Source organism: Cytobacillus firmus, from assembly GCF_023715565.1.
Classification (GTDB): Bacteria; Bacillota; Bacilli; order Bacillales; family Cytobacillaceae; genus Cytobacillus; species Cytobacillus firmus_C.
Genome location: NZ_JAMBOJ010000032.1, coordinates 24,672 through 46,874, shown reverse-complemented (window position 1 = coordinate 46,874; position 22,203 = coordinate 24,672). Strand labels below are relative to the sequence as shown.

The window sequence follows — 22,203 nt, the reverse complement described above, 5'->3', positions numbered from 1 at the left end:
CTATTCCGCTTGATTAGAGCCACTCACCACCTGCCTTCCCTATAAGTGGCTCTATTCTGCTTGATTACAGCTGTCACCGTAAGGCCTTCCATCTAAGCAGCACTACCCCTTTTATTACTGTAATTCCATATGAATTCACAGTCAAAGGCATGGGTCCACATTAACTTATTCCTTCTAACGAATTATTGATTATTTCCCCCACCTGATCAGCGCTGCTGCCCAAGCCAAACCTGACCCAAAACCCGCCAGAACAACATGGTCGCCGGCATTAATCCGTCCCGCCTCCACTTCATCAGCAAGAGCTAGTGCCACACTGGCAGAAGATGTGTTTCCGTAGTACTGGACGGCATGGGTGGCTACCTTACCAATTGGGAACTCAAGATTATGTACCGCTTTCTCAATAATGCGAAGGTTTGCCTGATGCGGAACAAGATAATCTAAGTCATTAAGAGTTAAATTGGCCTTTTGCAAGACTTCTTTTACAATTCTTGGAATGTAGGTCGACGCAAATTGAAAAATGGCCTCTCCATCCATTGACGGTCTATGGTTCTTGTCTTCTCTCATATATTCAGACCCTGATCCATCAGAACCTGCCGTTGAAGATAATAAGCCAAAGCCTTCCGACACTTTCCCGACAATCGCAGCGCCAGCTCCGTCGCCAAACAGAATATTAACCTTTCTTTCATTCCTGTTTTCTAATACCATATTTCGGGAACATTCATCTACACCAATGACCAGCACTTTTTTCGCAAAGCCGGTCTGTACATACTGGAAGCCATTCAGCAGAGCTAATACAAAACCAGCGCACCCTACACTCATATCATAGGCTCCAGCTGTGGTCGGGATGCCGAGGCGGCTTTGTACCTGACAGGCAATAGAGGGATAGATGCGTTCCTGTGTAATTGTGGAAAGAATAACAAAATCAATTTCGGATGCATCTGTTTTCGCATTCTCCAAGGCTGCTTCGCCTGCTTTACACGCCATGTCTACCATATCAATGCCTGGAATCGTAAATCTTCTTTCCTTGATGCCTGTCATTTTTTCGATGGATCTGCCAGAAATGCCGCACTTTTCATTAAAAAGTTCATTAGTCACTACTCGAGGCGGCAAATAACTCCCTACCCCCATTATTCCAGCATTTTTCAACATGTTAGCATCTCCTTTTTTGACGAATTTTGTTGGATCACCTCAATTGTACCCAATATTTTCATATTTTAGGAGTAATTTGTATATCTCTATCTAGTAAATAGGTAGTTTCGTAGTTAGTAAAAGCCGGATTCTCCATAAATATAAGCTTTGGCACGGAGAAAAAAGGACAGCTCCGACTGCCCCTTACATCTGCCTACTCTCTTTCCTGCAAATCATTCTTATAAAACATTAAAAATCCCACAAATACCATAATGGCGCCAACCGTATTGCAAGCTACTCTGATCCAATTGATCATCAGGAACTCCCTTGCTGTCTGTTTCAGAAATTCTGCAGTATGGACACTCTGCCCCTCTATAAACATAATTTCATTCCTCGGCCATTCAAATATCATGGAAATGAGCCCTAAAAGAATCATGACAAGAATGCTTCCCAGAACCCAGCGGCGGGAAGACTTTTGCTTCCACACCAGAATCAGCGCACCGGCACCAGTGACCCAGCTCGCAAATCCAAGCGGCGGGAAGAACGTATGGGGGCTCGCAGCCTTCATAAAATCCATTGAAACCTCCAATGATTCCGGTATGTTATAGAAAATATTAGGATAAACCATGAATACCTCCAGTACAAAAGCCCCCAGCGTAATAAAGGTGATCCATAAATAGGAAACCATAAAGAAATACGTTAATTTTTGCTTCATTATTTCTCCTTCCTCTTTTTATATTGCCAGACGGGCAGTATCACCGCTGAAGAGGCAGCCATAAAAAGCGGCAGAAATTTAATGCCAATAGGCTTATCCACTAAAATCAGCCCAGCAATGGCGATTATATTCGAAAATATGACTCCAGCTGTAAATCCGCCGGCGGCACCCACCAATGCCCAAATCAGGAGGCCTCTTTCCTTTCCTGCAAAAGCTTTAACGGGATTCTCATTCCTGTAAGTCCCCTTTAGAACCTTACGAACTGCTGCAGCTCCTCCCCCCAGAAGCACAATCCCGGCAATTGGATGAAAAGCGCCCAGCCAGCTGAACTTCCACCCCATGTTTGCCGTAAAGTACATGACAAACAGCAGCAGGAGAACGATCGTCATTTCCTTATAGATCTGCTTAAAAAATCCTCCTGCCAGCGCAGACAGCATCATCAGCACCGGAATGGCATAGCCAAAAAAATGCACAAACATTTTATGGGCAGCCCACTTGGACGGATCTCCAAAGATCGACATCCCAGCAAGCAAAAATTGAACCATCAGACAGCCCAGATAAACCAAACCCAAACCTATATAACTATTTTCAGCCAGTGTTCTTTTTGGCATTTTCTTCTTCCCCTCTCTTATTTTCTTTACAAAACCCATTCTACGGAGAGGTTCTAACAGCACTCTTATCAATTTCTTACAGAATTATTAAATCCGGAAATAAAAAAAAGAACGCATAGAAATCTATACGTTCTTACCGTTTAAACCGATACCCCACACCCCACACCGTTCCAATATACTCCGGTTTAGAAGGGTCTTTTTCAATTTTTTCCCGAAGTCTTCGGATATGAACTGTCACGGTTGTTACATCCCCATAAAATTCGAAGCCCCAAACCTGTTCGAGCAGATGCTCTTTGCTGAAGACCTGGTTCGGGGAGGAAGCCATGAACAGCAGCAGATCGAACTCCTTGGCCGTAAGAGTTCTTTCCTCGTTGTTCACAAATACTTTGCGGGTTACCGGCTGAATCAGCAAATCCCCAATCCTGATGTCTTCATCTTTGTTCTGTCCGGTTGAAACGAGCCGGTCATATCTGGCAATATGGGCCTTCACCCTGGCAATCAATTGATTGGGGTTGAAAGGCTTGGCAATATAATCATCCGCCCCGCGGCCCAATCCGCGGATCATATCAATGTCCTCATTTTTTGCTGTTACCATAATGATGGGAATCTCTGAAACCTCCCTGATTTTCCTGCAAACTTCATAACCGTCCATATCCGGAAGCATCAGGTCGAGCAGAACCAGCCGATAGGAGTTTGCTTTTAAGCATTCCAGCCCTTCCTGACCTGTTGCCGCAATATCTGCCTCATAATGATTCAATTCCAGGTAATCCCGTTCGAGCTCAGCAATACTAAGCTCGTCTTCTATGATTAAGATTTTTTCCAATCCTCTTCCCCCCTTTTTAACGTGAAAAAGATACTAATCCCCTGTCCGGTTCTGCCCTTTGCCCAAACGGTCCCCCCGTGACCTTCAATGATCTTTTTGACAATGGCCAGACCCAGCCCGCTGCCGCCTGTGGCCGAATTCCTGGAAACATCCGTACGGAAAAATCTGTCAAATAAATAGGGAAGCTCGTCTTGTGAAACGCCAGCACCATTGTCCTGAATTTCAACCGTGATGTCCTCCGCCTTTGACGCCAGCCTGACCACTAGTTCTTTCTTGCTTCCCTTCATGTAGTTCAAGCTGTTCTGCACAATATTTCCAACTACGCGATTCAATTTCTCCCTGTCTGCCTGCACGCGATACGATTCATTCGGCTCGCGCTCAAGGTGGAGACTGACAGGCTGTTCCGCCAAATTAAACCGAAGCTCCTCAAGGTAATCATTAAAGTAGGACACTAAATCCAGCTCCCTCAAATCATATGGCACATTCGGCAAATCAAGCTTGGAATACAATAAAAGTTCCGAGATCAAAGCTTCCATATCATCCGCCTTTTTTTCAATCGTACCCAAATATCGTTCCATTTTTTCCGGCGTATTCGCTACACCATCTGACAGTCCACGGATATAGCCCTTAATACTCGTTAAAGGGGTTTTTAAATCATGGGAAATGCTTGCAACCAATTCCTTCTGATTCTCTTCATACTGCTTTTGCATGGCATCTGCCTCCTTAAGCCTTTCGCGCATCATTTCAAAGGCCATCGCCAGCTCGTTCAGTTCATCCTTTCTCCCGGTAACCTCTATTTTGGTATTCAGATTTCCTCTGCTGATATCATTTGCCGCATGCTTCAGCTGAAGAAGAGGGGCAATGATACTTTTCGAAACAAGGAAAGTCAGGACACCATTAGTCAAAACCAGCACCCCAACCAGCAAATAAATCCGGATCGACCGGAAGAATTCGAGATCCTCCTGATCTACTGAACCTTTCACAGGATAAAACAATACATACCCAATGACCATTTCCAGCAGCAGAAATAAAACAACAGGGAGCAGCACCATCCCTATATTAGACAAAATCAATCGTTTTTTTATAGACATCCAGTCACCCCGGTTTTTTATCATAATAGCCAGATTGAACCCGGCTTGAAAGTCTTGAAGGAAGTATAAATTAAGATTCTAACCAAAACATTATATAGTTATTACAAATTTCTTAACAGGTGGTTGTTTGAAGAGGGGAGGTGTATGGGATTTTTCCTGGTTAACAATGGGTTCTGACTCTAACTGGTGCCCTCCTCTTTTTTGTGTCCGAAGTTGTACCGAGTTCTAACTCTAACTGTCGCTTTTCTGCTTTAAGTGTCCAAAGTTACCCAAGGTTCTGATCCTAACTAGCACTCTCCTTCTTTTTATGTCCAAATCTCCTCCAGCTGCTTAGGTTTAAGCTAAAAAGCATCAAAAAAGTGCCCAGATTCATTCTGCACACCAGCCCCATGTTCATACATAAAAAGGGACAGGGTTCATTTTCCCCATCCCTCTGGGACAGTTGACCTGTCCCTTTGCCCCTCCCTGATCAGCAGCTGATTATGACGGTCTTTGTGCCCATGTGGTACGAAACTTGAACATCGAAATGATCATGACTAAAGATAAGATAATGGCTCCCCCGTCCGTAATCGCACTTGGCAGGACTCCTAACACACCATAAACGTCATAAACTGCTGTCCACATTGATGAAGGAATCATAATAGGACCAGTGGCTTGCGTGACATTCACTATTAAGATGATCCACCATAATATTTTTGAGCGGCTGTTTAAAGCCAATATACCTACCGCATTTCCAGCAATGTATAAACACCCGACAATCCTAAAACCAAATGTGAATTCAATTGCTTCACCAGCAGGGTTCCCTACTCCCGCCATTTGCATCATGGTTTCAATAAGTGTCGGATTTATAATAAAAAAATTGTGAATGGCTGTCCCCATAGTAAAAAGAATGGAACATAAAGAAATGGTCATTTGCAGCTTTTGGGTTGCAGCTGAATCTGTTAATTGATGTTTCACTTTTAGCATTTATCCTCATCCTCATCCTGACTCTTTATATATCAAATGTAACATGGTCCATTTATAGTATCGTGAGCCTCCGGTTCAATTTTTATCTAAGTCTTGGGTTTTAGCCTATTGCAGGAAATGGGCCAAAAGCTATTCCTTTTTTGTCACCCATAGAAAGAAGCCTTTCTCAGCGAAAGGCTTCTCTAATATGCAAATCATTAACCTCGATCAGCAGCTGCAGGTGGCTGTTCAAACCATCCTTTCTCAATCATAATTCTAGCAGCACGTTCAACAAAATATGAGTTTTTCATAATTGCCTTCAAATAAATCATTCCAATATCCCGCCGCCCATTGACGGCCACTGAATTTCCGAAGGCCCTGATTTTTATTGAAAACATATCCATCTTATGGAACAGCATGATTTTATCTGAAAAAGGCGAAAAAGTGGAATTCGTTACTAAGTCATCCAGATAAGGTGGAGACGGCAAATCTTCCTCATGCAGTTTTTGTTTATAACTCTCGATATTAACTGTAGTTATTTCCTTTCCACTCTCGAATAGTTTTCGGATCTTTTCATCCTTTGCCACCTGGCTGAATGCCGTAATCAGTGCTTTGCTTGTTACATTATTTTCAATATTATCGTAGAAATGGGTGATTTCCATTGCATGCATAGGACGTTTGTTTCCCAGATATCCATTCAGAAAATCCTTATGTACAAATTCCACTTTCTCAGGAGCCGGAATTAATGGTGGTTTAATAATTAACCCTTTATGCATGAGGATATCTTTTATCTGCTCCATTAATTCCAAGGCACCATCCATACAATGCCTGAAGAATTCCTTTACATCCTTTCTGTAAACCAGTGGGATCGCGATACTATAAATACTTAATCCCGCTTTTGCCGTATACTTTAAATAATGGACATAAAATTCGTCCATAAACAGTCTCGGGGCACCTAAGTTAACATCCTCATCCGAAAAACCTGCAGGAATGGGAACTCCATCTTTCTCAAAGATCCCTTTAATGATTTCCAGGAATTCTTCCGAGAGGTGCAAGGCATTTTCCAATAACTTTTTAATTTCTTTATCGTCCACATGCTGCAAAAAATATTTTAAAATACATGTTGCCATACTGTTTCCCATGTATGTAGCCCAAAGCTTGCCCATTTCTGCAGATGTTAATTTTTCCTTGCTGCTTGCTTGATGAGAACCTAATTTAATTGGTTTAATTTTTTTCATGGTAATCCCTTCTTTTTTACTTAATATCTCCCTCCTTTAAATTCATATACTTTTAAAATACATATTGCCATAAATGGGATTAATGTCCCTCCCTAATTCGGACTCACCCCCGGATGTCTGAAGCTCCTCCAGCCCAATGGTAAAAAGCATAAAAAAAGCGCACAGATTCATTCTGTACACAGTTTTTCGCCTTACACTAAACCATGCGCCGCTATTTATTATCGCTTTCCATTTTAATAAGTATTTGATCCAGCTTTTCTTCCACTCTCTTCAGCCTGTCGTTCCTCCTCTTGAAAATAAAAAAGAATATGACGAGAATCGCAGGAATGGCCAATAAAAAGACAAAAACCAATTTTCTTTCAAAACCGGCTCCTCTCCCTTTGTCCCACTTGCACTATTTCTCTTTCAACATTGAATAATTACGATACATCATCCTCTTTTTGCCAATATCGAATTCCGCCAAGCCATGGTCCATCTATATAAACCCAGCCAAATTTTCATATAATCCTTTGTAGCCTAAAACTTTTTCTTTGAAAAATAATTCTTATAATCGAGCCGCAAAACATATTTCTCTAAAAACTTTCTTCCGCTGGTGAAAAATTTAATTGGAACAAAATTCCGGTTATATGAAACCTATTTCAGGAGGAAACCGTACATATAGTTATAAGCAAGAGACTGGAAGAATGGTTTGAATATAAGTCCGTTAAAACACATAAAAGTAACCCCATTTCACATACTTACATAACTCAGCACTAATGAAAACTTGAATACTGCTGACTGAAGATAAATATATGGTAATCGTAAAAAATTGAATGGAGGATTGCAATATGACAAGTACCACTCTATTAATAATAGCATTAGCATCTATAGTTATATGGATATCATTATCCATAGAGCTAATGAAGCCTTCAAATGAGCAGAATAGCCGAAAAATAATTATTTTAACAGCTGCAGGTTCTGTATCAACTTTAGTTATAACCATTCAAAATATCTTTTTTTAGGAGAAAGAAAAGTTAGTATGTACATTCCAGGGCAGATTCAAATGGAAACTGCTCTCTATGACTCAATGATGCCTCAATCCCTATATAAGAAAAGAGAGCTGCAGTCCCCTATGGAATATACGGAACAGTACCTTCAGTTATTTGGAGTTAGGATATTTACTTTTTCATAAGATGTGGCTGCTTGGGCTCTATTTGCAATTTCACACCCTCTATTTGCAAATTCACACTTTCTATTTGCAGGTCCTCCCCATCTATTTGCAAAATTATTCTTCCCGCGCTGATTGCATTCAACTATTTGCAAATTCACGCGTTCTATTTGCAATTTTGCTTTTCTATTTGCAATTTCACACCCTCTATTTGCAAATCCTCTCCTTCTATTTGCAGTTTGATATTCAATTTGCAAATTCAGCGTTCTATTTGCAGGTCCTCTCCATCTATTTGCAAAATCCCCTCCAGCCAGCTGTCACCCCCCAAAAAAAACCCGGCTCCTCAAAGAAGCCGGGTTTCCACATACTATTATTTATCTTTCTTTCCATTTCCATTTCCATTCCCTTTACCAGGCTTTGCTGGTCCATCAGGGGTTTCATGTTTTTTCGGTGGCTGTTCACCTTTTTTCAGTTTGTACAGTTCAACCGTTTTGGTTGTTTTGTTGCCTGCCAGGTCTTCTGCTTCAAACGTAAAGACGTTTAAGCCTTCTTTCAATGATAGTTTAATCTTTTTGAATTCTTTTTCGATGCCTCTCATTGCATAAGGCTCCTGGAATTCCTGGTAGAATAGTTCGCTGCCGTCCTGGTAGAAGCGAAGCTGGTCAAAGTTATCTGTCACGGTGATGTCGATGGCAGGATCTTTCTTGTTATGCTTAATGTATTTGCTTGAAGGCAGTCCATCAATTTCAACCGTCGGGCCAGTCGCATCGACGATGATTGTGCGCTTGAAAGAGATCGCATTATTTGCAGTATCCACAGCTTTCACTTCAAGGCTGTGAACGCCATCTTCAAACGTCATCTTTGTTTCAAACTCATACTGGCCTTTAGCTTCATTGTACGTAGTTTCAATTGGAGTTCCAGCAATGCTGAATTCCTTCATGCCAGACTCTTCTTTAATATAGCCACTGACAGTCAGTTCATTGGTGTTGTACACTTCAAGAGCCTCAGGCTCTTCTAGGTACACGTATGGAACAGTCTTGTCATTGCTCACTTCGCCCACTTCCACAGTTGCTTCGGAAGAGTTGCCAGCAAAGTCATAGGCTACAACCTTAACATTAGCGCCGACTTCCAATTCTTCCGGAAGGTCAAATTCTTCTGTATCCCCGCTTAGTGCTTCATCCAGAATAGACTCTTCATCTACGAAAATATCAATATACGAAATGCCTGAGCCTTCAGGGTTATCAGAAGCTTCCAGCTTTAATACTGTGTTGCCTTCGATCAGCTCAGCCTGAACGCTTGGCGCAACCGTGTCCACCTTTACAGGGATTTTCACGGATTGCCATTCTGCCCCTTCATAATCGATGACAGACTTAATTTCATAATAGTACTGTCCATCCTGTGCAAACTGGTTGCTGATTTTTCCATCCCAGCCCCAAGACGGGTTAAGCGTGTAAGTTGCACCGCGGCCGCCATCGTAATAAAGCTTGCGGAGGCTATTTTCCGTGCGCAGCTTGCGTAACGTTTTTCCATCTTCATCTGTAATCGCGAATTCTACTTGTTTCGCATTCCTTAAGAATGATAGGACCGGAATCAGTTGATCCTGAACTTTGTCCCCGTTCGGAGAAATCGCAATGGCTTCACCGTTGAAAGTATCATTTACCGGGTCGTATCCCAAATATGTGTAGCTGTCAGCTGACTCAGAAACAGCTCCTGCCATTCCGTAGAATGAACTGTCATCATACTTCATGCCGTCAAGGATCGGAGCTTTATCCCAATCACCCTTGAAGCCTACATATGGAACCGTTAACCGCGGGTTCACATCAGCTGAATCTGTCAACGTGACATATCCTTCAACAAAGTATCCGTTCGGGAACACCTCATTAATGTCCACCGGAGTTTCCCAGTTTCCTGTCATAGAAGGTTCTACTACTTTTGCATTACTCACATCCACACTTACTTTAAAGCTTACAGATCCATTCGCAGGAACGGTTACCTCTGCTGAATCCTGGCCATTCACTTTTACAGAAGCATCTAATATCTTCTGACCTTCAAGCTCATCTGCTGCCCAGCCCATCTCTTCATAGGCTGCAAAGTCAGTCTGAAGATTAGCCGCCACATCATAGGCTACATCCTCATCACTGAAGTTTTGTGCTTTTAACGTAAATTCAAACGTATTGCCAACCTCTTTTAAAGCCACTTTCCCTTCATTCGTTGAAGCCTCCGTCACAATCACAGGAGAAGACAATGCCGAATGAAGCTGCATGATGCCTGATCCCTGGCGGCGCGGGGAATAAGGGATATTCCATTCAAATGCACTGTTTACTGTTCCTTTATCAATAACTGGTGCCGCAGTATTCATCATCAGGTTCTTCGCAACGTTGACACGGTCAAAGCCGGTTACGCCAAACTCGTTATCCACACGCTCAAGAACAAGTGCTGCACCACCGGAAACATGAGGAGCTGCCATGGATGTACCGCTCATCATTCCGTACTTGTTATTCTCAAGAGTAGAATAAATTTGTCCGCCTGGAGCTGTGATTTCAGGCTTGAAGTCCAGGTTAGGTGTTAATCCCCATGAAGTGAAGGCGCTCATTTTGCCAGCTTCAGGGTTTGCTGACTTTGTCTTTTCTCCGTTAAACGTAAGATTGACTGTCTGTCCATCCTGAAGGGCTGCTGCCAGCTTGTCACCGTCATTTTTCAGCATGAACAGCTGCGGAATGGTAATGGACGGATCACTTGCCATGTTGACATATCCATCTGCATTGTTGTAAATAATGACACCAAGTGCTCCAGCTGCCTGGGCATTGATCGCTTTATCAACAAATGCCAGCTCTCCGCGCTGAATTAATGCATATTTCCCAGCAACTCCGGAAAGCTCTTCAGGCTTGCCCAGTCCGCCGTATGCCACTTCAAATGTTTTCTCTTCAACATCGTTCGGGTGAACATTTGATGCTGATAGGAACGCAGCTTTTCCAGACTCCTCACCGAACTGGTAGTTCACTGCATCTAGATCCATAAAGCTATTTTCAATGGATGCAACCTGCAGAGAATCATAGGATACACCAGGTGATCCGCTGACACCGATATCCGGGTTTTCATTGCTTGGATTCGCAAATCCATTTCCAAAGTGAGCAGAGTTCCCAGCAGAGATAGACATTAGAATGCCGTTTTCAACTGCTCTGGCAATCGCTTTTTGCTCAGCTGATTCAGGGCTCACGAAACCAGCTGTAGAACCAAGGCTCATGTTCAATACGTCTGCACCAAGTACAATCGCATCATCAATTGCCTTTACATAAATATCACTGTATGTAGATGGCATATTCGGATCATTTCCGAATACTTTAAGCGCAAGGATTTGAGCTTCAGGTGCTACCCCTTTAATGCCGCCGTTTTCCTCATCGCCATTCGCTCCAACAGTTCCGGCAACGTGCATTCCATGCATGGAAGCATCCGGTCCGATATCGCGGATTGTGTCATTTTCATCCATATAATTGTATCCATATGGTACTTTTTCAGAATAGTATTTTCCAAGAAGGCCGTTATCTTTTTTAAACTTGGAGATTTCCGCCTTCGTTAATTCTTTTTCTGATTCATCGGCTAAAACCATATCACGGTGAGAAGGATCCATACCGGTATCAATGACACCGACTACCATGCCCTCACCTTTAAAGCCATAATCACGCCAAGCTTCTTGTGCTTGTACGAGCTCTTTACTGTATACCATATCCGGTTTTTCCTGCGGCTTTTCGTACTCGTTCACCACTTGTACCTCGGCCACTTCCGGCATTTCTTTCACAAGCTCGATATCTCCATACATCATCTCAGCACTAAAGCCATTTACAATTGTAGTAAAGCTTTCGCGCTCAATCATCTTCACTTTACTCTTTTTGGCACGATCCTTTACCTTCTTCTGTTCTGACAGCTTTTCATTTTTCAGCTTCTGCTTTGTTGCATCTGGAAGTTCTTTATACTTCTTCTTTTGCTTTTGGGCATAAAGGACAGATGGCTCTGTCTTCATCTCCACGATAACCCTGACAATATCAGTTTTGCTGTACTGCTTGTCCAGCTCACTTTTCTTTATTTCCTGGATGGTCTTGCGGTTTTCTTCTCCCTTGCTGTTCGGTGTTTTCTCAGGCACAATGGCTGCAGATACCGAACTGGAGAAGATTAGCATGAACATTAATAAGGCCACTGCTGATCTTTTAATCCTCATTCCCTACCTCCTAGTTGTATTATTCTGAATTTTTTTAATACCCTATAAAGGTACCAAATCCAAAATTTTCATATAAGGATCAAAAGACCTGATTAACAGATTTTGTAACAGGAAATTAGATCTATTTTTTACAAAAAATGCTGTAGAAAAATTTCATAATTTAACAGAATATGAGACTTAGCTGGGACAGAGGGACAGGTTCTTTGTCCCAATAAAGGGCACTGCTAAAAACAGCATCAGATGGGCCGGTCTATTTGCAGAATCAACCTTTCTATTTGCAAATCCTCTCCATCTATTTACGGATTGATATTCAATTTGCAAAAAAAGCTTTCCTATTTGCAATTTCAGGTTTTTATTTGCAATTTTGCTTTTCTATTTGCAATTTCACACTCTCTATTTGCAGATCCCCTCCTTCTATTTGCAGATTCATATTCATTTCGCAAAGAAGCTCCTATTTGCAAATTCAGCGTTTTTATTTGCAATTTTGCTTTTCTATTTGCAATTTCACACTCTCTATTTGCAAATCCCCTCCTTCTATTGCAGATTCATATTCAATTTGCAAAGAAGCTTTCCTATTTGCAAATTCAGCGTTTTTATTTGCAATTTCACACTCTCTATTTGCAGATCCACACCATCTATTTGCAAATCCTCTCCATCTATTTACAAAATCCCCTACCTTTGCAAATTCCATTTACCAAAACACCCTTTAAATGGATATTTATGTTAATATATTACTTAGGTAATCTTAGCCGATCCATAATCTCATGAACCAGCTTTATACTATTTTTCATGCTGGCTAAAAGAATAAATACCCTACAAAAAACAACCAGAACACTTCCCCATCAAAGTCCATACCATAACCTCCATTTAAGTACTTGTCCCACTTTAAAAGGAAAGCGGTGAAATATTGAAAAAGAGTAAACAAATATTACTAAGTCTGTTGGCCATACTCATTTGCCTTACGCTATTTGTGATTGGAATCCTATTTGCCGAAAAAATGCCTTTTCTTACTGTCCTGGGGATAGTCGGCCTTAGCGGAATCTATTATGTTGTGTTCCGGCTTGTAAAGACATCAGCGGAGATAGAAAAATAGCTTAGATGAAAAGGAGATAACCATGAATACATTTAAAAATATCATAACCACAAAAGAAGAATTTGTATCTTTTCGGGAGGAGATCGGCCAGCCAAGTGCACGTGCCGCCGGCAAAGTCATCTCTTTCATTGATGAACATTGCATTGATTTTATTTCCATGTCGCCTTTTTTAACCATGTCCACTGCAAATGCTGCCGGAAAATGTGATGTTTCTCCAAGGGGGGATGCCCCCGGGTTTGTGACAGTTCTTGACGAGCAGCATCTTTTTATTCCGGAACGGCCGGGCAACCGAAGAATGGATACCGCTCATAACCTTATCGAAAACCCCAATATCGGGCTTCTTTTTCTCATACCTGGGCTTGGAGAAACACTAAGAATTAATGGCAAAGCTTACATATGCCGTGACCTGGAGCTCTTGGAAATGAGTAGAGCCAACGGACGCACTCCGTTATTTGGGATTTTAGTAGAAGCAGAGGAATGCTTTATCCATTGTGCAAAAGCATTGATCCGATCAGGGTTATGGACCGGGGAGTCATGGCCAGCAAAAGAAGCCCTTCCTTCCGCCCCTGCTATGCTGGCAGCCCATAGCAACCTGCCGAATCGAACTGTTGACCAAGTTGCGAAGGATCTTCAGGAAAGTTATAAAAATAGATTGTATTAAGGGAAAATAAATAGTGCTGAAAAATGGACCTGAACAGGTTTGCTGTTACATTGTATTTAGCATATTAATTCACACCAAGAATCGGCAGCTTTTTTTGCTGCCTTTTTTATCCTGGTTTTTTGTTGTTCAATCACCAATTGTATATAAATCTGTAATTTCTCCTCACACAGTTTTGCCTAGTGACCCAGATGTTTTTCGTACTGAACAAGTAATTTCATGTAATCAGCTGGGGGTTTTATGTCCGGCTTTAATTGTTTAACGATTATAAGTGCTGAGTCATGCTTTAATCCATATCTCTGCATATAAAAAGCAGTTATAACAAAACCCAAACGCTCTTTACCAACGGTATCATGTATTAAAATTCTATGTTTTAACTCCATTAGCTGATTTAACTGCTTCATAAGTCTAAGAACCCATTCTAATGTAGGAGCAACCCGAACATTAAGTGGAGCCCAAATCATAATTCTCCCAAAAAAATCAAAAGGAGGTTTGTCTGGTTTAGTTCTTAGATTAACGATTGCAGTTATATTGTTTTTTATAAATTCCCAATCTGCTGAAGAAATCTTCCCGCCGATATAGAGCCTTTTTGGAATCATTTCAACAAAACTCATTTTTGACTCACCTCTTTCATCCAACACCATCTAATAAATAAAAGGCAGCCAAGACTGCCTTTTCTCTATTCCTATTGAGTTTAATATTAATGCCTAATGCAAATTCCCTAAAGTTCACCCATTAGGGGAGTATTAATCAAAGTCATTTTCTTCTTCAATTTTTAATACTTTTCCTGTTTTTGCAATAATCTCTACCTCGAATATTCTGTTATCTGGTGTTAAAATGAAAATTTCATAAACTAAGACACCATTTTCTAAATCCATATCTACATGTTGAATTTTCCCCGGTACATTTTTAAGGGCGATCTCTTGAGCCTGCTCTTTCGTAATTCTTTGTCTATACAATGGTTTGGGGTTGCCATAATAATAATTTTCATACATTTGAAAGTTCCCTCCTCATCCTTACATAGCCCAACCTCTTTTATCAATATGTATGTAACAAACTAAAAGTGCTAGTCCATTATCTTCTTTAACTTACTTCAGGTTGTTCAAAATAAAAAAGCCGCCTTAGATGGCAGCCGGTTCTTAAAGAAATGCTTGTTAGTCTATATCGCTTGTATACTTTTCTGGTAATAACTCCATCACATTACACTTTACCAATTCACTATTATAAGAAATGATGACATCAGTTTCTTTGCCGTAATCACTAATCAACTCTCGGCACAACCCACAAGAAGCAACAACCCAACATGTCTCTATTTCCTCATGTGGGTGAGGATGGGCCACTGCTACTATCGTTTCAAATTCGTGTTCTCCTTCTGATATAGACTTGCCAATAGCCATTGCTTCACCACATACGGTTATTTTCCCAACATTCGCTTCAACGTGTACTGCTGAAAATACATTACCAGATGTTGTTCTGACTGCTGAACCAATGTGGTGCCGCCCATACCTATAATTTTTTTCAATGACTTTTTCTGCTTCTTTTATCAATTCATAGTCTTTAGCTTCTAAAGGTTTTACTTTTAACAAAATGGTTCGCCTCCATTTACTATTCACCGGAATCAATACATATCCTTCTGAGTAAAATTCCAAAACGCCACAGCCAGGCAGCCTGCCGTCCAAACTCCAAGCACTGTCAGCGAAAACGGCAGGGACATTCCTTCAATCGGCGGAGCCTGCCCTTCAAGGTAGTTAATCAGATCAAAGTTTAAGTTCACCAGATATTTGGAGCTCGTCCAGCTTGAGCCAAGGGAGGACAGCAGGGTGCCTGCGATTAACACAGCCATCATGGACCCAATTCCCGTGGCTGTATTTTTCACCAAGACAGAGATCATCAGGCTTATTGTTCCAACGACAGCTGTCACCACCCATGCAAGTCCGGCTGACATCAGCAGGTATTTCCACATCGGCAGGGTATGGATATACTCTGTTGCAAACTCACCAGTTGCAGAAGCTTGAAATCCTGTTAAAATTGGGGCGGTCCAGCCGTCATATCCTAGGACGATACCTGAAATCCCATAGCAGACGATCACCGTAGCCGCCATCAGCATGGAAGTATACAACAACACCGTCAGCCATTTGGCCATCAGAATCCGCCACCGTCTAACCGGCCGGGACAATAAGGTTTTGATCGTGCCGTCATTGTACTCTCCGCTCACAATATCTGCCATGATAATAATAATGAATAACGGCAGGACAAGTGTGATTCCCTGCGAGAAAAAGATGCGGATAAACGTAGGCGCCCCGGGATAATTCGGATTGATATCGTTGTCCAGATAATACTGCTTTTGCTTCAGATCAAATTCGAGGAACTGTCTGAAGTCGTTCTGGATTCCGCTCGATGCGAGCCGGTTCTGGCGGTCGACAATTTCCTGCTGAAGCTCCACCCGCCAGTCCAGAGTTCCCTGCTTTTCGATTTTCTCCTGTATCTCCCGGTATTGGGCGTATGTGAACATCGACACCAATATGACTAAAATCAGGATGACAATCGGCAGTCGCTTTTTGGAGGCAATTTTCATCACTTCATTGCGAATCAGGCCAAGCATATTTGGATTAGACAATATGATCGCCTCCTGTCAAACTAATAAATAGATCCTCCAATGTCTGCACTTTTCTTTCAATCGTCCATACCTCAATGCCCGCTTTCATCAGTGCTTCATTCAGGATTGAGGTTTTGCTTTCATCCATCAGCGTATGTATCGTATGGTCATCGTACAGTTCTGCCGCCTGGACATGCGGGGATTCCTGTAAAATAGAAAGCGCACGAAAAGAATCTCTGACTCTCCAGTCCACACCGGCGGACTGTGCACCAACCAGATCACTCACACTGCCGACCTTTACGATTTTTCCATGGCTCATAATAGCCACGCGATCGGCCAGCAATTCGATTTCACTTAAAATATGACTGGATACGAGCACCGACAGACCCGTTTCATCAACCAGCTTTCTGATAAACAGGCGAAGATCCTTGATACCCATCGGGTCCAGCCCATTCGTTGGTTCATCCAGTATCAGCACATCCGGCCGGCCCAGCAATGCCTGAGCAATCCCCAGCCGCTGCCTCATCCCTAAAGAATAGGTCCGCACATGATCATCGATTCTGGCCGTCAGATCCACAAGATCAATGACTTCCTGTATCCGTTCATCATCCACACCCGGCAGCATACGGGCAAACATCTGCAGATTTTCACGCCCGCTTAAATACTTATACAGCTCCGGATTTTCAACGATGGAACCAAGGCGCTGCATCGCCTGAACGAAATGCTTTCTTACATCAAAACCGCAAATGTGAATCTTTCCGGACGTTGGCTTAATGAGCCCGACAAGCATCCGGATCGTAGTGGTTTTCCCGGCGCCATTCGGACCGAGGAATCCAAAGACTTCACCTGGATAAATATCAAATGATATATTATTAATAATTGTTTTCTTTCCAATGATCTTCGTTACGTTTTCTAATTGTACCGTTGGCTTTACACTCATATCATCACCCCTGTCCTATTCTAACTAAATCTTCGAACAATAACTCTTTTGAATACTCCATTTTGAAAAAAATTGATACTATCAAATTAGAAGGAGAGATTAAAACATGAAAAAATGGAAGTGGCCGTTATTTTTAACCCTATCCCTTGTCCTAACAGTTCTATTTGGATATGGACTTGCCAGTGCTTATATGGATGTTACCAGCCCTCCCCGGGGAAAAATTTTAGAGAAAACAGACGATAATCCTGCCACACCTGGAGATGCCTATGTCGCCCTTGGAGATTCATTAACTAGAGGTGTCGGCTCATCGAAAGGAGAAGGTTTTGTCTCGCTTGCTGGAAAAGAGCTTAAAGAAAGAAATACCATAGATCGTTTTCAAAACCTTGGTGTGCGTGGTGCCAGAATTGAAGATTTATTAGTGCAGCTTGAGCAGAAGGAAGTTCAGAGATCTATTAAAGAAGCCAAAATAATCTCCATCACCATTGGAGGAAATAACCTTTTTAATAGCGGGAAGATCCTGGAGAAATATTCAGAGGAAACCGCTCTTGGCATCGTAAAGACAGAAATTCCGAATCTGGAGAAAACATTCAAAAGCATTCGCGAAACCAATCCGAATGCCGTCATCGTCTATATAGGACTGTATAACCCTTTCAAACAATCGCCCAATGGGGATTCATTTGATTCTGTCATTCAAAAATGGAATGAATCTGCCCGGACATTAGGCTTGAAATACCGTGTTCAAGTATTGGATACCTTCAATCTGGTCACAGATGCCAAACGAGATCTTTCCAGTGACGTCTTTCATCCGAATGGTGCCACTTATCAGCAAATGGCTGAAAACCTATCGCTTGTTATTGAGAAAAGTATCGTTGAATAAACTAAAAGGTGAATCTGCATCAGATGTGCAGATTCACCTTTTTCTACGGTTCCTGTTTCTGAGGCAGATTCACCTCTTCCGTCAACTTCAAAATCAGCAATTGCTACATCTAAAAATGTGAATTTATTGCTATAAATCTACTCTTCACAAATCTCTAATATCGGGTTTATTGGACTGTACCCGGTTGATATTCAGAACCTTTGGATCTGCTGCATCGGTATTGTCTATTTAATGCACCATCTGCCTTTTACTTTTGACGTTAACGGAACTTCTATATCATCTCCGTTGCCGGTTTTAACAAGAACGCACCCATCGTATCTGGCAAAGTTCTCCCCTTTGGAGATGAAGCCGAAAAACCGGAAGATATTCGTGGCAATGATAACAGAGTCCAGATCCTTCAGTGTTTTGATCGTCAGGTTTTCTGAATTGTCTCCAGACGTGTTTCCAACACCGGAATCCCGATCAAGCTTAATAAATGGAGAGGCATGGAAACCGCCCTTATTGCCAAAATAAATTTGTCCAAACTGGCCTGTTTTCGTTTTATAAAAAGCATGCAGATCCAAATCAACACCCTTTGTCCATTGGAGCCTGACTTTAATATCTTCAATTTTGGCTGCCTTTTTGAGTGAAACCCCTTCTCCGGGCTTATCCAGCCTGATTTTCCCAAGCTTAATCGGCGGCTGCTGAACAGCTGGCTCAGGCACAATAGGCGGTTCAGGTTTTGCTGCAGTCTCTTGTAAAATAGGAGTTTCAATTTCCAGCGCAGGTGCTGCCTCAAAAGCGCCTCCCTCCTGCTCTTCTTCCACTTCAATGCCAAAATGTTTGCACAGTGCAGCGAGTCCTCCGGAAAAACCGCCGGTATTGGCTGAAAACTTCCAATCTCCGTTTCTATTATATAGTTCACCCAATACTATAGTGTTTTCAATCGTAAAAGGTCCCAGCTTATATGTAAGCATTTCTTCCCCTGTTACTGCATCACTGATTACAATAGAAGCATTGTTCATTTCTGAGAAAGTCTGATTCTTTTTATCACCTTCATAGATGGTCAGCGTAAAAACTAGCTTTTCGATAGAAGGTGTTATTAAAGGCAAATTAATATGAAATATTTCTGTGCTTCTGCCCGTCTCTCCAACCACAGAATGCCGTACAGATTGATCTGTTGAATCACTATTGCCATAAAAAATCATCGAAGAATCATCAGGGCAATGGCCATTCTGATCTGCCATGAATACAGCAGCATCTATATCATAACCACCAGGACTATCCCAGCTGATCCGGATAGCAAGCTGCGATATATCTGGTCTTGTTTTTGTTAAATCAATACGGGATCCTTTTTGAACGTCAGCTGTCATGGTTTCTGCTCCTTTATTACTGTTTACTGATATGATAGCTCACTCGACCAATAACTTCCATATGCAGTATAAAAATAACCTTGACCTCTTGGGTCAAAGATATCAGGTTCCTACTCAAACTTCCCGGCACATTCCCGAATAGCTTCACCTTCAAGCATAAAAATGCCGTTTCTTGGCTGTTTCACGGAATGGACCATGGCTTGAGCCAAGATTTCTGTCGGCATCGGCTCCTGTGAACGAAGCAGTCCGAACCGATTAAAAAACTGTACGGCTTTCAACCCGGCAACCTCCATGGTTCTATCACTATTTTTTCGTACCAGTACAGTCGGCTTAAAGATGGTCACGCCAGGAAATCCTAAATCTTTCACCGATTCTTCCAGCTGCCCCTTCATCCTTGGATAAAATAAGGGAGAATTAGGAGACGAGCCTCCTGAAGATACCAAAACATAATGACTGACATGGTTTTCTCTGGCTATTTTGGCAAACTGGTATTGGTAGTCATAATCGATTTTCCATTGCGCTTCTTTACTTCCTGCAGCTTTTAAGGTTGTACCTAAACAAGAAAACAAGACATCGCCTTTCACGGAATGCTTCCATTGTTCAGATTGATCAAAGTCAATCACATGCACCTTTAATTTCTCATGCTGGATAGGAATATCCCGCCTGACAAAAACATCTACCTGATGAAAGGACTCATCTTCCAGCAACAAATCCAGCAGGTCCCTGCCTGTTGCTCCCGTAGCTCCTATTATTAATGCGTGCATTATTTTCTCCTTCTATTCTGGATATTTTCTTTCAATTATATATTAGATTCAATTATAAGGAACTAAAGATCTATTTGCTCGCCTGATTCCATCATTCATTGTTCTAAACCTGAATAAAAGCTTGTTTAAAGGGTAATATAACTCTATAAAACTTTTACGAGGTGATGGAAATGTCTAACATGATCAATCAAGAAGAATTAGAAACAGTGAGAGAGTTAATCAAAGACATTGATACGGCGATGTTGACCACGGTTACAGAGGAAGGACTTGTGTCCCGTCCAATGAAAACACAAGAAATAGAATTTGATGGTGACTTATGGTTCTTCACGAAAAAAGAGACTGCTAAGTATGAGGAAATTCTGCATGATCAGGATGTTAACGTAGCTTATGCAGGCAAATCCTATGTTTCCGTCCGTGGAAAAGCGGAAATCGTGGAGGACTTAGAAAAGAAAAAAGAATTGTGGAGCAAAGCATACGAAGAAATCATGCAGACATCTTATGATGATCCAAACGTTGTCCTCATAAAAGTAAAAACGGAAGCGGCAGAATATTGGGAGACTGGCAATTTTACGAAAAAAGCAGCTTTTCTCTTTAAACGCATGACAGGGAAAAACTCTAAATCAGCAGATATTAACGAAACAGTTGAAATAAATAAATAAAGCAAAAATGGATTGTCTGAATGACAATCCATTTTTGTTGCTTCAGATGAGATCATTTTGACGAATTATGACCACTCCGCTTTTTTGCGAGAGTAATATTTTCTCCACAAATGAACAAAACAGCACATCACTAGTATGGATTGAATGGTCCATACACTATAGGGCATTGAAGTGACCTCTGCCAGCAGTGGTGCAACTCCAAATCCAGCTAGAAACCCGCCTCTTGCTGCAAGCGTGTTAAGTCCAAATAAGCGGCCGCGAACACGTTTATCACTGCGCTGAAGAAGCGTATAGTGACACACTTGCACCATTGCTTCTGCAGCCCCTGCAAGCAAAAGGATAAAAAACGTGACAGGCGCCAGCTCATACATGAATGCAATCGACACGAACGCTGTAAACAAAAGCAGACTGGCAATATAGCGCTTTTCGTTTACAAACTGCTTCTTTAGAATCAATGAACATAGAAATGAGCCTGCTGCGACAGTTGACCACATCAAACCATTGTATAAGTCCCTATGTTCCTTGACAGAAGCCAAAAGCGGAAGGGCATATTGATAAGAAGCAGCTGCAAGCGGGTAAGCAAATCCAACCGCCAGTATAAATCGATAAATTCCTGATTGCAATACGTGACTGACAGTAAGCTTCGGCTGATCGTTCTGCTCCGGGTTCGTTTGTTCCTTCCAGTGAACCTTTAATAGAATCAGGGCGGACCCAAGATAGATCGCACTGTCAAACATTATTAAATATTTATAGGAAGAAAAAGCTGAAATTAAGCCTCCAGCTGCAAAACCAATAATACTCATTATCGCTCCAAGACGCACAAGAAGCGTATTGATTTCTGATATGCGCTCTTCCCCAAACATCGATGGGATAGATGCCCGGAAACTGACATCAAAAAATGTATATGTGATGCCAAGGATAAAAGCAATAGCCACAATAAACACCGGATGTTCAATGAAAATCAAACTGGACAGAGCGAATCCGCTTGCAAGTTCTGAAAGTATCATCGTTCGGCGCCTTGAATAACGGTCAGCCACAACACCAGCCAGGTAACTGACCAAAACACCGCCAATTTGTCTGCCTAAATAAAAGAGCATCAAATACAATTCAGGATGTTCACTTAGTAACAATACGCTCGTCAAACCGATGAATTGCATGCGTGAACTAAAATCAGAAAAAGCTTTCGCATATAAGTAATAGATTGGTTTCATAACCATAGCCTCCAAGTAGTACGGCGGCTAAAAGAAGTGTACGTCCCCCTTTTTAAGGGCGTACACTGATGATTGTATGCATAATAATACCTCTTAAAAAAATCACAAATCAAAAAAGAGTGGAAGGAGACGTGCTTCCATT

The 22,203-nt window shown here is 41.8% G+C and carries 23 protein-coding genes; 5 read left to right on the top strand and 18 right to left on the bottom strand.

The features are described from left to right. Positions 1 to 189 precede the first annotated feature (189 nt). The 7 genes from M3205_RS14245 to M3205_RS14215 all read right to left on the bottom strand — a co-directional run bounded on the left by M3205_RS14245 (position 190) and on the right by M3205_RS14215 (position 6,551). Positions 190 to 1,149, bottom strand: coding sequence for a 3-oxoacyl-ACP synthase III family protein (locus tag M3205_RS14245; RefSeq protein WP_251170518.1), 960 nt, complete (start codon positions 1,147 to 1,149; stop codon positions 190 to 192). A gap of 193 nt (positions 1,150 to 1,342) precedes the next feature. Continuing rightward, the gene (locus tag M3205_RS14240; protein WP_251170517.1) at positions 1,343 to 1,843 is read right to left on the bottom strand and encodes an anthrone oxygenase family protein; all 501 of its coding nucleotides are present in this window, start codon (positions 1,841 to 1,843) and stop codon (positions 1,343 to 1,345) included. Then, entirely contained in the window at positions 1,843 to 2,454 is a 612-nt protein-coding gene (locus M3205_RS14235) for a DUF5957 family protein (protein ID WP_251170516.1), read from the bottom strand. Before M3205_RS14235 ends, M3205_RS14240 begins: the two co-directional genes overlap by 1 nt. 133 nt (positions 2,455 to 2,587) lie before the next feature. Next, entirely contained in the window at positions 2,588 to 3,277 is a 690-nt protein-coding gene (locus tag M3205_RS14230; protein ID WP_251170515.1) for a response regulator transcription factor, read from the bottom strand. Next, positions 3,262 to 4,368, bottom strand: coding sequence for a sensor histidine kinase (locus M3205_RS14225; protein WP_251170514.1), 1,107 nt, complete (start codon positions 4,366 to 4,368; stop codon positions 3,262 to 3,264). The genes M3205_RS14230 and M3205_RS14225 overlap by 16 nt, the downstream gene beginning before the upstream one ends. A gap of 480 nt (positions 4,369 to 4,848) precedes the next feature. Further along, a complete protein-coding gene (locus M3205_RS14220) occupies positions 4,849 to 5,334 on the bottom strand; it encodes a hypothetical protein (protein WP_251170513.1) in 486 nt (161 codons plus the stop codon). A gap of 197 nt (positions 5,335 to 5,531) precedes the next feature. After that, positions 5,532 to 6,551, bottom strand: coding sequence for a DUF3231 family protein (locus tag M3205_RS14215; protein WP_251170512.1), 1,020 nt, complete (start codon positions 6,549 to 6,551; stop codon positions 5,532 to 5,534). A gap of 136 nt (positions 6,552 to 6,687) precedes the next feature. Between M3205_RS14215 and M3205_RS14210 the strand changes: the two genes are divergently transcribed. Continuing rightward, positions 6,688 to 6,888, top strand: a complete 201-nt coding sequence (locus M3205_RS14210) for a hypothetical protein (RefSeq protein WP_251170511.1) — start codon at positions 6,688 to 6,690, stop codon at positions 6,886 to 6,888. Positions 6,889 to 7,378: 490 nt separating this feature from the next. Further along, positions 7,379 to 7,552 carry a hypothetical protein gene (locus M3205_RS14205; RefSeq protein WP_251170510.1) on the top strand — a complete coding sequence of 58 codons (174 nt, stop codon included), beginning with the start codon at positions 7,379 to 7,381 and terminating at the stop codon, positions 7,550 to 7,552. A 133-nt stretch (positions 7,553 to 7,685) separates the two neighbouring features. Here the strand turns inward: M3205_RS14205 and M3205_RS14200 are convergent, their stop codons facing one another. The 3 genes from M3205_RS14200 to M3205_RS14190 all read right to left on the bottom strand — a co-directional run bounded on the left by M3205_RS14200 (position 7,686) and on the right by M3205_RS14190 (position 12,602). Continuing rightward, positions 7,686 to 7,955 carry a hypothetical protein gene (locus M3205_RS14200; protein ID WP_251170509.1) on the bottom strand — a complete coding sequence of 90 codons (270 nt, stop codon included), beginning with the start codon at positions 7,953 to 7,955 and terminating at the stop codon, positions 7,686 to 7,688. A gap of 113 nt (positions 7,956 to 8,068) precedes the next feature. Continuing rightward, positions 8,069 to 11,911 (bottom strand): S8 family serine peptidase, encoded by a 3,843-nt coding sequence (locus M3205_RS14195; RefSeq protein ID WP_251170508.1) that lies wholly within the window; start codon positions 11,909 to 11,911, stop codon positions 8,069 to 8,071. A 472-nt stretch (positions 11,912 to 12,383) separates the two neighbouring features. Then, on the bottom strand, positions 12,384 to 12,602 hold the full coding sequence (locus M3205_RS14190; RefSeq protein WP_251170507.1) for a hypothetical protein: 219 nt from the start codon (positions 12,600 to 12,602) through the stop codon (positions 12,384 to 12,386). Positions 12,603 to 13,026: 424 nt separating this feature from the next. Between M3205_RS14190 and M3205_RS14185 the strand changes: the two genes are divergently transcribed. Further along, complete coding sequence (locus M3205_RS14185) at positions 13,027 to 13,665, top strand: pyridoxamine 5'-phosphate oxidase family protein (RefSeq protein ID WP_251170506.1); 639 nt, start codon at positions 13,027 to 13,029, stop codon at positions 13,663 to 13,665. Between the two features lie 176 nt (positions 13,666 to 13,841). Here M3205_RS14185 and M3205_RS14180 read toward each other — a convergent pair whose 3' ends face one another. The 5 genes from M3205_RS14180 to M3205_RS14160 all read right to left on the bottom strand — a co-directional run bounded on the left by M3205_RS14180 (position 13,842) and on the right by M3205_RS14160 (position 17,198). After that, a complete protein-coding gene (locus M3205_RS14180) occupies positions 13,842 to 14,300 on the bottom strand; it encodes a dual specificity protein phosphatase family protein (RefSeq protein WP_251170505.1) in 459 nt (152 codons plus the stop codon). Between the two features lie 108 nt (positions 14,301 to 14,408). Next, positions 14,409 to 14,657: a PepSY domain-containing protein gene (locus M3205_RS14175; RefSeq protein WP_251170504.1), complete on the bottom strand. Its 249-nt coding sequence runs from the start codon at positions 14,655 to 14,657 to the stop codon at positions 14,409 to 14,411. 159 nt (positions 14,658 to 14,816) lie between these two features. Continuing rightward, positions 14,817 to 15,248: a cytidine deaminase gene (locus M3205_RS14170; RefSeq protein WP_251170503.1), complete on the bottom strand. Its 432-nt coding sequence runs from the start codon at positions 15,246 to 15,248 to the stop codon at positions 14,817 to 14,819. Positions 15,249 to 15,280: 32 nt separating this feature from the next. After that, the gene (locus M3205_RS14165) at positions 15,281 to 16,279 is read right to left on the bottom strand and encodes an ABC transporter permease (protein WP_251170502.1); all 999 of its coding nucleotides are present in this window, start codon (positions 16,277 to 16,279) and stop codon (positions 15,281 to 15,283) included. Next, entirely contained in the window at positions 16,272 to 17,198 is a 927-nt protein-coding gene (locus M3205_RS14160) for an ABC transporter ATP-binding protein (RefSeq protein WP_251170501.1), read from the bottom strand. The genes M3205_RS14165 and M3205_RS14160 overlap by 8 nt, the downstream gene beginning before the upstream one ends. Positions 17,199 to 17,304: 106 nt before the next feature. Between M3205_RS14160 and M3205_RS14155 the strand changes: the two genes are divergently transcribed. After that, complete coding sequence (locus tag M3205_RS14155; protein WP_251170500.1) at positions 17,305 to 18,075, top strand: GDSL-type esterase/lipase family protein; 771 nt, start codon at positions 17,305 to 17,307, stop codon at positions 18,073 to 18,075. 224 nt (positions 18,076 to 18,299) lie between these two features. Here the strand turns inward: M3205_RS14155 and M3205_RS14150 are convergent, their stop codons facing one another. Both M3205_RS14150 and M3205_RS14145 read right to left on the bottom strand, forming a co-directional pair. Then, a complete protein-coding gene (locus M3205_RS14150; protein WP_251170499.1) occupies positions 18,300 to 19,427 on the bottom strand; it encodes a TerD family protein in 1,128 nt (375 codons plus the stop codon). A 110-nt stretch (positions 19,428 to 19,537) separates the two neighbouring features. Continuing rightward, entirely contained in the window at positions 19,538 to 20,191 is a 654-nt protein-coding gene (locus M3205_RS14145; protein WP_251170498.1) for an NAD(P)H-binding protein, read from the bottom strand. 170 nt (positions 20,192 to 20,361) lie between these two features. Between M3205_RS14145 and M3205_RS14140 the strand changes: the two genes are divergently transcribed. Beyond that, complete coding sequence (locus tag M3205_RS14140) at positions 20,362 to 20,850, top strand: pyridoxamine 5'-phosphate oxidase family protein (protein WP_251170497.1); 489 nt, start codon at positions 20,362 to 20,364, stop codon at positions 20,848 to 20,850. A gap of 65 nt (positions 20,851 to 20,915) precedes the next feature. On the opposite strand, the gene M3205_RS14135 is transcribed toward M3205_RS14140, so the two are convergent. Beyond that, complete coding sequence (locus tag M3205_RS14135) at positions 20,916 to 22,061, bottom strand: MFS transporter (protein ID WP_251170496.1); 1,146 nt, start codon at positions 22,059 to 22,061, stop codon at positions 20,916 to 20,918. Between the last annotated feature and the right edge of the window lie 142 nt (positions 22,062 to 22,203).

Excerpts from the sequence above, each read along its gene's own strand:
- M3205_RS14245 (WP_251170518.1), bottom strand. The coding sequence starts at position 1,149 with ATGTTGAAAAATGCTGGAATAATGGGGGTAGGGAGTTATTTGCCGCCT.
- M3205_RS14175 (WP_251170504.1), bottom strand. The coding sequence starts at position 14,657 with ATGTATGAAAATTATTATTATGGCAACCCCAAACCATTGTATAGACAA.
- M3205_RS14135 (WP_251170496.1), bottom strand. The coding sequence starts at position 22,061 with ATGAAACCAATCTATTACTTATATGCGAAAGCTTTTTCTGATTTTAGT.
- M3205_RS14215 (WP_251170512.1), bottom strand. The coding sequence starts at position 6,551 with ATGAAAAAAATTAAACCAATTAAATTAGGTTCTCATCAAGCAAGCAGC.
- M3205_RS14195 (WP_251170508.1), bottom strand. The coding sequence starts at position 11,911 with ATGAGGATTAAAAGATCAGCAGTGGCCTTATTAATGTTCATGCTAATC.
- M3205_RS14185 (WP_251170506.1), top strand. The coding sequence starts at position 13,027 with ATGAATACATTTAAAAATATCATAACCACAAAAGAAGAATTTGTATCT.
- M3205_RS14145 (WP_251170498.1), bottom strand. The coding sequence starts at position 20,191 with ATGCACGCATTAATAATAGGAGCTACGGGAGCAACAGGCAGGGACCTG.
- M3205_RS14235 (WP_251170516.1), bottom strand. The coding sequence starts at position 2,454 with ATGCCAAAAAGAACACTGGCTGAAAATAGTTATATAGGTTTGGGTTTG.
- M3205_RS14205 (WP_251170510.1), top strand. The coding sequence starts at position 7,379 with ATGACAAGTACCACTCTATTAATAATAGCATTAGCATCTATAGTTATA.
- M3205_RS14155 (WP_251170500.1), top strand. The coding sequence starts at position 17,305 with ATGAAAAAATGGAAGTGGCCGTTATTTTTAACCCTATCCCTTGTCCTA.
- M3205_RS14190 (WP_251170507.1), bottom strand. The coding sequence starts at position 12,602 with ATGGAATTTGCAAAGGTAGGGGATTTTGTAAATAGATGGAGAGGATTT.
- M3205_RS14240 (WP_251170517.1), bottom strand. The coding sequence starts at position 1,843 with ATGAAGCAAAAATTAACGTATTTCTTTATGGTTTCCTATTTATGGATC.
- M3205_RS14140 (WP_251170497.1), top strand. The coding sequence starts at position 20,362 with ATGTCTAACATGATCAATCAAGAAGAATTAGAAACAGTGAGAGAGTTA.
- M3205_RS14220 (WP_251170513.1), bottom strand. The coding sequence starts at position 5,334 with ATGCTAAAAGTGAAACATCAATTAACAGATTCAGCTGCAACCCAAAAG.
- M3205_RS14225 (WP_251170514.1), bottom strand. The coding sequence starts at position 4,368 with ATGTCTATAAAAAAACGATTGATTTTGTCTAATATAGGGATGGTGCTG.
- M3205_RS14210 (WP_251170511.1), top strand. The coding sequence starts at position 6,688 with ATGGTAAAAAGCATAAAAAAAGCGCACAGATTCATTCTGTACACAGTT.
- M3205_RS14150 (WP_251170499.1), bottom strand. The coding sequence starts at position 19,427 with ATGACAGCTGACGTTCAAAAAGGATCCCGTATTGATTTAACAAAAACA.
- M3205_RS14160 (WP_251170501.1), bottom strand. The coding sequence starts at position 17,198 with ATGAGTGTAAAGCCAACGGTACAATTAGAAAACGTAACGAAGATCATT.